Source organism: Pseudomonas sp. HMSC066A08 (genome assembly GCF_001813025.1).
Lineage (GTDB): Bacteria > Pseudomonadota > Gammaproteobacteria > Pseudomonadales > Pseudomonadaceae > Pseudomonas > Pseudomonas aeruginosa.
Map to the genome: position 1 here is coordinate 20873 of NZ_KV811208.1, position 6410 is coordinate 27282.

The 6410-nt window shown below is 59.2% G+C and carries 16 protein-coding genes, 3 tRNA genes and 1 pseudogene; all 20 read right to left on the reverse strand.

Annotated features, from left to right (window positions below; all coding sequences use genetic code 11):
* Window positions 1-70: 70 nt before the first annotated feature.
* The gene (locus HMPREF2886_RS34900) at window positions 71-430 is read right to left on the reverse strand and encodes a hypothetical protein (protein ID WP_070746690.1); all 360 of its coding nucleotides are present in this window, start codon (window positions 428-430) and stop codon (window positions 71-73) included.
* Window positions 431-780: 350 nt separating this feature from the next.
* Window positions 781-1065: a phage holin family protein gene (locus HMPREF2886_RS01980; protein WP_003101053.1), complete on the reverse strand. Its 285-nt coding sequence runs from the start codon at window positions 1063-1065 to the stop codon at window positions 781-783.
* Entirely contained in the window at window positions 1058-1426 is a 369-nt protein-coding gene (locus HMPREF2886_RS01985) for a putative holin (protein ID WP_023104105.1), read from the reverse strand. Before HMPREF2886_RS01985 ends, HMPREF2886_RS01980 begins: the two co-directional genes overlap by 8 nt.
* Before the next feature lie 54 nt (window positions 1427-1480).
* Window positions 1481-1556, reverse strand: a tRNA-Thr gene (locus tag HMPREF2886_RS01990).
* 4 nt (window positions 1557-1560) lie between these two features.
* Window positions 1561-1635 (reverse strand) — tRNA-Asn (locus HMPREF2886_RS01995).
* A 12-nt stretch (window positions 1636-1647) separates the two neighbouring features.
* Window positions 1648-1723: transfer RNA gene (locus tag HMPREF2886_RS02000), tRNA-Gly, on the reverse strand.
* A gap of 5 nt (window positions 1724-1728) precedes the next feature.
* Window positions 1729-1926 carry a hypothetical protein gene (locus HMPREF2886_RS02005; protein WP_034074195.1) on the reverse strand — a complete coding sequence of 66 codons (198 nt, stop codon included), beginning with the start codon at window positions 1924-1926 and terminating at the stop codon, window positions 1729-1731.
* Window positions 1927-2279: 353 nt separating this feature from the next.
* Window positions 2280-2813 carry a hypothetical protein gene (locus HMPREF2886_RS02010; protein ID WP_023106510.1) on the reverse strand — a complete coding sequence of 178 codons (534 nt, stop codon included), beginning with the start codon at window positions 2811-2813 and terminating at the stop codon, window positions 2280-2282.
* Window positions 2810-3148, reverse strand: coding sequence for a hypothetical protein (locus HMPREF2886_RS02015; RefSeq protein WP_070746694.1), 339 nt, complete (start codon window positions 3146-3148; stop codon window positions 2810-2812). Before HMPREF2886_RS02015 ends, HMPREF2886_RS02010 begins: the two co-directional genes overlap by 4 nt.
* On the reverse strand, window positions 3145-3729 hold the full coding sequence (locus tag HMPREF2886_RS02020) for a recombination protein NinG (RefSeq protein WP_070746696.1): 585 nt from the start codon (window positions 3727-3729) through the stop codon (window positions 3145-3147). The genes HMPREF2886_RS02015 and HMPREF2886_RS02020 overlap by 4 nt, the downstream gene beginning before the upstream one ends.
* The gene (locus HMPREF2886_RS02025; RefSeq protein WP_070746698.1) at window positions 3726-3959 is read right to left on the reverse strand and encodes a hypothetical protein; all 234 of its coding nucleotides are present in this window, start codon (window positions 3957-3959) and stop codon (window positions 3726-3728) included. The genes HMPREF2886_RS02020 and HMPREF2886_RS02025 overlap by 4 nt, the downstream gene beginning before the upstream one ends.
* Window positions 3956-4114, reverse strand: coding sequence for a hypothetical protein (locus HMPREF2886_RS34545; protein WP_153575184.1), 159 nt, complete (start codon window positions 4112-4114; stop codon window positions 3956-3958). Before HMPREF2886_RS34545 ends, HMPREF2886_RS02025 begins: the two co-directional genes overlap by 4 nt.
* Complete coding sequence (locus HMPREF2886_RS02030; protein WP_070746700.1) at window positions 4111-4374, reverse strand: SH3 domain-containing protein; 264 nt, start codon at window positions 4372-4374, stop codon at window positions 4111-4113. Before HMPREF2886_RS02030 ends, HMPREF2886_RS34545 begins: the two co-directional genes overlap by 4 nt.
* Window positions 4371-4787 carry a NinB/YbcN family protein gene (locus tag HMPREF2886_RS02035; RefSeq protein WP_014603756.1) on the reverse strand — a complete coding sequence of 139 codons (417 nt, stop codon included), beginning with the start codon at window positions 4785-4787 and terminating at the stop codon, window positions 4371-4373. The genes HMPREF2886_RS02030 and HMPREF2886_RS02035 overlap by 4 nt, the downstream gene beginning before the upstream one ends.
* The gene (locus tag HMPREF2886_RS02040; protein ID WP_070746702.1) at window positions 4780-5055 is read right to left on the reverse strand and encodes a hypothetical protein; all 276 of its coding nucleotides are present in this window, start codon (window positions 5053-5055) and stop codon (window positions 4780-4782) included. Before HMPREF2886_RS02040 ends, HMPREF2886_RS02035 begins: the two co-directional genes overlap by 8 nt.
* Window positions 5048-5299 (reverse strand): hypothetical protein, encoded by a 252-nt coding sequence (locus HMPREF2886_RS02045; RefSeq protein ID WP_023081919.1) that lies wholly within the window; start codon window positions 5297-5299, stop codon window positions 5048-5050. Before HMPREF2886_RS02045 ends, HMPREF2886_RS02040 begins: the two co-directional genes overlap by 8 nt.
* Window positions 5299-5496, reverse strand: coding sequence for a ClpX C4-type zinc finger protein (locus HMPREF2886_RS35255; protein WP_003158994.1), 198 nt, complete (start codon window positions 5494-5496; stop codon window positions 5299-5301). The genes HMPREF2886_RS02045 and HMPREF2886_RS35255 overlap by 1 nt, the downstream gene beginning before the upstream one ends.
* Entirely contained in the window at window positions 5496-5696 is a 201-nt protein-coding gene (locus HMPREF2886_RS02050; protein ID WP_023127360.1) for a TraR/DksA family transcriptional regulator, read from the reverse strand. Before HMPREF2886_RS02050 ends, HMPREF2886_RS35255 begins: the two co-directional genes overlap by 1 nt.
* Window position 5697: 1 nt before the next feature.
* The gene (locus HMPREF2886_RS02055; RefSeq protein WP_003158996.1) at window positions 5698-6180 is read right to left on the reverse strand and encodes a hypothetical protein; all 483 of its coding nucleotides are present in this window, start codon (window positions 6178-6180) and stop codon (window positions 5698-5700) included.
* A 23-nt stretch (window positions 6181-6203) separates the two neighbouring features.
* Window positions 6204-6410, reverse strand: a pseudogene (locus tag HMPREF2886_RS34795) (hypothetical protein); the annotation flags it as partial.

Genomic DNA, 6410 nt, shown 5'->3' on the forward strand with positions numbered 1-6410 from the left:
CCGAACCACCCGCGGCGGACTCGAACAGCAGCTATCTGGGTTTCCCTGGCGGAGCCCATAAACGTCGACATCATCGCTCCCCTGGCGGTGTTGCCAAAAGGCTATTACTGCGTACCGGCTGATGCCCTTGGATCGGTGTTCCATCCAGATAGCTGGTCGGCATGGCGTCAGGATCCTCGCCATCTTCGGCGAGAGCCTGGATCAGGAGGTGCAATAGCTGATTGGTCTTGCGCTGCTCATCGAGCAAGTCTCCGAGCAATGGGCGAATGTCGCTGTGAATGCCAGCCTGAAGTCCGTTGTTCAGGACCAAAGCCCTACAGCCAAGGCTTTCTGCCAGCGGCTGGATAGACTCAGATATACGGTCGACCTTCTCCTGGGACAGGGCGACGTCCGTACTGAGCACCAATAGAGATTTCTGGCTATCGTTCATCATCCACTCCAGATCGCTTCGGCTTGGCGGCCACAGCAGAGGCCGCGCGCTCCATGGCAACTCGGGCCCACTTCTTGGCCCATTCACGCGTCTTGTTACAGAAGGTGCACTTGGTCATCAGCTGCGCATTCCCTTAATTGCCTCAAGATACGCATCGTATGAGATGCGCGACTCCATCCCTTCCCCGCAAAGCCTCACGTGCTCATTGTCGAGTGCGAACGTGACCGTGACCGCTGGCACGAGACCATCGTTGCTGACGCTCAACGAAAGCTGGCCAGGGAGCGGCTTCCCGTTGCTGTCACACAAAATCAGGCATGTACCGGTGTTCTTCAGCAGAAGCGGAGCATCCATCAGTACACCCTCAGAATGTGGGCCAGGTTCCCCCGCGCACGACAGACAAGGCCGAGCAGGATCGCCAGCACCAGGGTCAGCCAAGGGGAGACAGGATTCAGTCTGTAGCCGTGGAGTGCATCGAGCATCACGCTCAGGGCGAAACACCCACTACCAACGCACAGCAGGTAGGCGAGCCAGGAAACGCCTCGGCGATACCTCGCGCCTTGCCGGCGGTATGTCGCCAGCCGCATGCAGATGGCGCCGCAAATCATCGCGGCCACCAGAGTCCAAGGGTCAACCATTACGACCTCCAAAGCGGTCCGCTATGAAGCGGAGCCAACCAGGCGTCTTCCCCCCCTGCACCCACTCCAGCAAGCTGGTGCCCACTGCGACGCAGAACAATGCCCCACCAAAGGCGACCAGGCCCGATGTTCTTGCCCACTCCCGCCCAATGACTTCGCCGGCGACGTAGTAGCCAACGATCCAGGACGCAGCGAAGTAACCAAGGCGAGCCCAGGCCGAGATGTCCTTGGCATACACCACGAAGAAGATAGCCCCAGCAAAAGCCCCGATCACTGCATTTGCATCAATGCCAGGGATCAACGCAGACGCACCAATACCGACCAAGCCGGCGACTGCTACCGCACCACTCGGCTCGGCCATAATCACGTACTCCAGATGCAGAAAAGCCCAGGTCATTGCCTGGGCCTTGTAGTGTGGTGCCGGCAGCAGGAGTCGAACCCGCAACCCTCTGATTACAAATCAGCAGCGCTCCCTGTTGCGCCATACCGGCTTATTGGCTGACGCGGATGGGATCGAACCATCGACCAGTCGGGTAACAGCCGACCGCTCTACCTCTGAGCTACACGTCATTGAATCGAGTTTGGAGCGGCTCGCGGGACTTGAACCCGCAACATCTGACTTGGAAGGACAGCGCTCTGCCAGTTGAGCTAGAGCCGCACAATCTAAAATCCATCGATGAACACGACGGAATCTAACCCATCCTCTTCTGCGAAGATCGAGCCGTTCTCATTGATTTCGACTGCCTCTCTGACAACGGACCTGGCGAAAGTCCGCTGATGCGCATCCCATTCGTGTGGGATAACGACCCTCGCCTTGGGATCTTGCTGCTGGAGAAGCGCAATCAAATCTTCGACGGTCATTTGTTGGCCACCCCTCGACTACCCTTGATAGCCCAATCTGACACTGGGTAATCAAGCCATGAAGGAGCGAGCGGCGGGTGATGCGCACCCCGCTTGGCGACGATAGGCGTGTTGGTGACTACGCCTCGTTTTACCCCGTACCCTGGCGGCTAACCATACTCATCTCGCCGCCTACACCCGCGCCGTATCGCTACACCGGGCTTGGTCTCGTTCGCCTGATTATCAGGTCATCATCCTGCATTCGCCCGCATAAACAGAAAGCCCCGGCATTTGCCAGGGCTTCAGAGTTACCGATCCTCACAACGCGCAAGATCGGCAGGATGGGGATATAATCGGCCACGCGGCCATCGATGTCAAGCCGCCATTCGCTCGAACATCCCCTGTTCCTCAAGCAGAGCTACAGCGGACGCGATAGCGTCGCTGAGGATTCCATCCAGAGCCTCATGGATGCCAGCCCTCCACCGACGCCGAGTACGTTCAGGAGTGCCATGGTTGTCGTCCCACCTGTTCATGTCGTAGAAGTCGGGCTTTAGGACGCCGGTGGATCTCTTCCCTGCTCCTACTTTCTGGCGCTCCGCCCAGGTCAACACGGCATAGAACTTGAAATGCTGGTGGGCGTGTGTGGCGACCACTCGACCCAGCCCTCGGATCGCCTTGCCGCGGTCGTTGATGTCCAAGGTGTAGCGCGCGATGAGCGCATCCCAGAACCTTGGCGTGAGATTCTGGCGTAGGTGCCGACGATACTCGCAGTCCAGCTTGAATCGCTCGTCCTTCGACATCACCCCATAACCGCCGCATCCCATGTCGGCATCGACCCACGCAGAGGATGCAGTATTCCCCTCGCTGCCCGCGAGCAGGATTCTGACCAGTACTGATGTCTTGTTCATTCCCCACCCCCTTGAGCGCTGAGCACGGCGTTTAAAACGTAAGATTGGTCTGTCTGTTCGCTGACTGTTTTGCTCCTGGAGTTGACCTGCGAGCGAGCATCACATCCAGCACAGCACATGCCGAAACAGCCTCTCGGAGGCTCCAGATAATCGGGGTATTCGTTGGCGCGCTCACCATCCTCAGCACCTGGTGTGCTGACCATGTTCGACAGCAGCAGCGGGTGATAACCGTCGGTGAACCAGTTGCCCAGCCAGGCGGCAGCAATACCGATCGCATAACCGATGAGACCGCTCCCTATGCTGAAGAGAACGATGGTCAGAGTTTCTTTGGTCATGCCGTTGCCCTCTTCAGTTCGCGCACCCAGGCCCGTAACTGGGCCTTCAGCGCTTTGATTTCTTCGATGGTCAGTTTCAGGGGCTCATGAGGGCCTTCCAGCCACTCCACGTTCTCGGCGCCGATCTTGCGCACCAGGTTGATCCGGTAGTTCACGATGTCGCCTGACTTATGGTTGTTGCATGGGGCGCACTGCTTGTGGACGTTGAGCGGCTCGAAGCGAAGCTCTGGGCTGGCGGCAACCGTGCGGTAGTGCCCGGCGTGGTACTGCCCATCGTGGTGGCGGCCACAACTGATGCACGGCTGGTCGGCGTCGCGCAGGCGAATGAATTCGTTGAATGCCTGCTGAGCCTCGCGCAGGTGATCCGCCTTACTCTTCAGCCTCTCCTTCCGAACCTTGATCTCCCGCCGCTCTCGGTCGGCGATAGCCTTCCGCGCCGGCTTGGCGTGCTTGTCCTTGATGGACAGGGCGCAGGCCGGCGAGCAGACCTTTTGCGTGCTGCTGAAGCGAGGGGTGAACTCCTGGCCGCATGCAGGGTTCTGGCATTTCTTCGGTTTGGGCTGGCTGGCGGATAGGCTCATTGAGGCTCCCCCGAAACCAAGGCTTTCCAGCAGTCGGTGAAAGCTTTGCTGAAGTCGCCGTAGAGCCTGGACGATTCCTGCCGGCAGGCCCGAACCCCTTCGCCGACTGCCTCGCATACGGCCACCACAAGCGGCACCCAGCCAAAGGCGATCATGATCATCAGGACAATGAGCGCTCTTGGCCGAACAGGAACTCTCCGCATGGCGCAGAAGAACAAGCTGCGGCTCATAGCTCTTCTCCCGCGAAGTAGCCAAGCCATAGGGTGGCCGTCCCAACCATTGAGACAATCCATGGGCTGATGGCCGCAGAGGTCTGCGTGTAGATGATGAGTGCGATGACCAGAAGCTGGCCCACCAGAATTTTTGCAACCTGCCGCCTGCTCATGCCTCCACCCCCTTCGCCTTCTGCTGCTCGGGCTGGAAGTCGCCGCGCAGGGGCATGAGATACCGTTCAGGTATGTAGAGACGATCACCTTCGTGGAGCACCCACCAAGCTGGCCGATTCACCTGAAAGGTCTGGCCGTCTTCGACAAACAGATCGCCGGGGGCAAGTCGAGACATCAACTCGACTACCACTCCCGCACTGATGCAGTTGGGGATGTCTTGCAGATTAAGAGCGAGATCGCCCGCCTTGAACTTGCTCATGCGGCCTCCTGCATCATCAGCGGCCACCCTTGCTCGGCGGCCCATGCTTCGATCTTGGTCATGTAGATTCCGAACTCGTCGACGGTCAGCTTCGTCGTGCTGATGCCGCGCAGTTCGGTCGAGCCGTCCGGCAACTTCACATCCTCGCAGCCGATGAACCAGCGCTTGAACTGCTCGTGCCAGACCTGATCGTCGAACTGGCGGTTGTCGACCCAGGCCACGGCGGCCAGCTCGCGCAGAAGGGACCAGTACCGCTTGTTCTGCTCAATGGAGCGCTTCGACTTGAGTGGACGTAGAACTAGCTCATAGCCACCCTGAGCTTCTTTCATCAGACCCTGGATGAGGTTCCAGGCCGCGACGAAAGCCGGACGGATGCCGGCAGCGCCTTGGATGCGGAAAGTGCGGTCAGCCATTGCTTTCCCTCCGCTCACAGTTCTTGCACCGTTGCCAGCTACCAGCCGAGAACATCGGCGCCTTGTCGGTAGTAACCGCATCCGCACCACAGAGAGCGACCCAGTACTTTTCTCGCCCGTGCGGGCCAATGGTGTCGGCAAAGACCAGCTCGAAGTGGTGGGCCTTGTTTCCGCAGAACGGCGCCTTGCCCCACCCTTTCTTTCCCGGGAGCGGACCATCCGCAACCTGAGCGCCAGGCTCGTCGAGGAGTTCGAAGAAGTCAGTCACGTGGCGCCCTCCCCTGAAACCAGACCTTATGGGGAGTGATACCGGGGATCATCTCCGCACGGCGACGAAGAACCTCGGCGCGTTCGTGAGGAACACCAGTCCTGTCCGAAACCCCATTGCGATAACCATGCATGTAGGCTGCCGTGGACCGTTCGGCGCGCAGGCCATCCTTGCCGGCCATGTAGCCCTGGACCATTTCCCAATCGGCGTCCGAGTACATTTCTGGCTTGCGATAGTTCCGCATCACTCGACCTCCTCCGGATTGGATTCGGAAACTCCAGAACCACAAGGAACTGGCGGCCAATGGCCCTTGTCCTCGAGCAGTTCCACACACAGAGCAACACATGCATCACAGATAAGCGCCGACGGGCCTTTGATGAGCGCCTTTAGGTCGTGCTCTGACTCTCCGCAGAACGAGCAATAGTGCGTTTTAACATCCATCACACAGCCCTCCGCTCAGCCAGTTCCGCGCAGTCCCGGCACTTACGAACCCCAGGAACGAGTGCCCGACGCGCCACAGGAATCTCCTCGCCGCAGTCTTCACATTCGTACAGGCTCTCACCGACGTACTTGACTCGGGAGTACAGTCGTTCAGCGAGTTCACGCTCGGCGTAGTCATTGGCGATGTCTACGATATCCATGTCACTCGCCCTCCCCTTGCAGGCTCTTCAGCAGTGCCTTGAGCTGGCGATAGCTTTCCATCGACTTAGCGTTCGATTCGCGCTCCTGCTCGACTGCCAGCGCGACGTCCTCGATTCGATCAGACAGGCGCTTCATGTGCTCGGCCATGCCGGCGAGCTCGTTTGCCAGTTCGCCCAGCATCTCCAGCGGGGAGGCAAAGCGCTTCTGCTCGGACTGGGTTTCGATCTTCTTCGCGGGCTCGCCCATCTTCGGCTCCTGAGGCTTGGTCTTTTTCTCGACTTGGATTCGTTGGTAGTGGTCAGTACCAGTGCGGCGGATCAGTCCGGAATCGACCAGATCGCGCAGACAGCCCTGGACAATCCGAACGTCCGGCGTGCTTCCGGTCATGTTGCGTAGCGCGGTGAGCACCTGGAACGAACGCCAGGGCTCAGAGATCGGTACGCACTCATAGACCTTCTTCGCGATGCCGGTCTGTCCCTGCATGAGTGACTCCTGTTTTACGGGCGTCACTGCTCGACCCTCCCTTCAGGCCAAATGCTCTTCACGACCTCTACCGGGTCGCTGTCGTCCATTAGGCGTCCGTGGTTGGCGTGGTAGCCATGACGGACTTCTGCCGACTTTCGCGCACAGCAGGCTTCGAAGAAGTCATCGAAGATACCGACTCGCTCCTGACCTGCTTCGCCACCGATACGCACTTCGTAACGAAGGCGCTG

Bases quoted from the DNA above. Each gene is read 5' to 3' on its own strand.
- HMPREF2886_RS02020 (WP_070746696.1), bottom strand. From the start codon at position 3,729: ATGAGCCTATCCGCCAGCCAGCCCAAACCGAAGAAATGCCAGAACCCT.
- HMPREF2886_RS34545 (WP_153575184.1), bottom strand. From the start codon at position 4,114: ATGAGCAGGCGGCAGGTTGCAAAAATTCTGGTGGGCCAGCTTCTGGTC.
- HMPREF2886_RS02015 (WP_070746694.1), bottom strand. From the start codon at position 3,148: ATGACCAAAGAAACTCTGACCATCGTTCTCTTCAGCATAGGGAGCGGT.
- HMPREF2886_RS35255 (WP_003158994.1), bottom strand. From the start codon at position 5,496: ATGGATGTTAAAACGCACTATTGCTCGTTCTGCGGAGAGTCAGAGCAC.
- HMPREF2886_RS02010 (WP_023106510.1), bottom strand. From the start codon at position 2,813: ATGAACAAGACATCAGTACTGGTCAGAATCCTGCTCGCGGGCAGCGAG.
- HMPREF2886_RS02025 (WP_070746698.1), bottom strand. From the start codon at position 3,959: ATGAGCCGCAGCTTGTTCTTCTGCGCCATGCGGAGAGTTCCTGTTCGG.
- HMPREF2886_RS02050 (WP_023127360.1), bottom strand. From the start codon at position 5,696: ATGGATATCGTAGACATCGCCAATGACTACGCCGAGCGTGAACTCGCT.
- HMPREF2886_RS02045 (WP_023081919.1), bottom strand. From the start codon at position 5,299: ATGCGGAACTATCGCAAGCCAGAAATGTACTCGGACGCCGATTGGGAA.
- HMPREF2886_RS34900 (WP_070746690.1), bottom strand. From the start codon at position 430: ATGAACGATAGCCAGAAATCTCTATTGGTGCTCAGTACGGACGTCGCC.
- HMPREF2886_RS01985 (WP_023104105.1), bottom strand. From the start codon at position 1,426: ATGGCCGAGCCGAGTGGTGCGGTAGCAGTCGCCGGCTTGGTCGGTATT.
- HMPREF2886_RS01980 (WP_003101053.1), bottom strand. From the start codon at position 1,065: ATGGTTGACCCTTGGACTCTGGTGGCCGCGATGATTTGCGGCGCCATC.
- HMPREF2886_RS02035 (WP_014603756.1), bottom strand. From the start codon at position 4,787: ATGGCTGACCGCACTTTCCGCATCCAAGGCGCTGCCGGCATCCGTCCG.
- HMPREF2886_RS02030 (WP_070746700.1), bottom strand. From the start codon at position 4,374: ATGAGCAAGTTCAAGGCGGGCGATCTCGCTCTTAATCTGCAAGACATC.
- HMPREF2886_RS02005 (WP_034074195.1), bottom strand. From the start codon at position 1,926: ATGACCGTCGAAGATTTGATTGCGCTTCTCCAGCAGCAAGATCCCAAG.
- HMPREF2886_RS02055 (WP_003158996.1), bottom strand. From the start codon at position 6,180: ATGCAGGGACAGACCGGCATCGCGAAGAAGGTCTATGAGTGCGTACCG.